Source organism: Arthrobacter halodurans (assembly GCF_041877255.1).
Lineage (GTDB): Bacteria > Actinomycetota > Actinomycetes > Actinomycetales > Micrococcaceae > Arthrobacter_N > Arthrobacter_N halodurans.
The window spans coordinates 1-549 of sequence record NZ_JBHDLJ010000030.1 but is presented as its reverse complement, the minus strand read 5'-3'; the positions used below and the strand labels follow the sequence as shown (position 1 = coordinate 549).

The 549-nt window shown below is 81.1% G+C and carries 1 pseudogene; it reads right to left on the bottom strand.

The features are described 5' to 3' along the window. Positions 1 to 549: pseudogene (locus tag ACETWP_RS17295) on the bottom strand (HNH endonuclease); the annotation flags it as partial.

Sequence of the window (549 nt, the reverse complement as noted above, 5' to 3'; positions counted from 1 at the left end):
GGTGCCGTTGGGGTCCCGCACGAGGTCCCGCGCCCACTGCGCGGGCACGATCCCGTACCCGGCCAGGTACGCCGGCTCGGCATCGCCCTGGAACAGCGTCCGGTCCGTGACCACGAGCTGGACCTCGACGTGAGAGGCCGCCGCGGCCCGCCGCCCGGTCGCCCGCGCGACCAGCGTGTCGGCCATGACCTGCCCGCGCCCGCGCCGGTCCCCGCCCGCCGCGGCCCGCCCGGCCTCGCGGGCCAGCTCCGCGAGGACCGCCACGCCCTGGCGCACCGGCAGCAGCGCCGTGAGGTAGACCATCGCGTCCGGCGCCGGGCGGCACGTGACCGTCCGGTGCGCCACGGCCCGCCGCGCCCGGTCCGCGACCGAGGCCGGGTCCAGCGCGCACGCCTGGCGCCGCGCGGCCGCGGCCAGCGCCCGCACGCCCACGCCCTCGAGCCGGGACGGGTCCGCGCACAGCCGCTCGTCCAGCGCCGCCCGGTCCGCGCGGGACAGGCACGCGCTCTCGCGCGCGAGCACGGTCGCGCCCCACTCGCTCAACGCCCC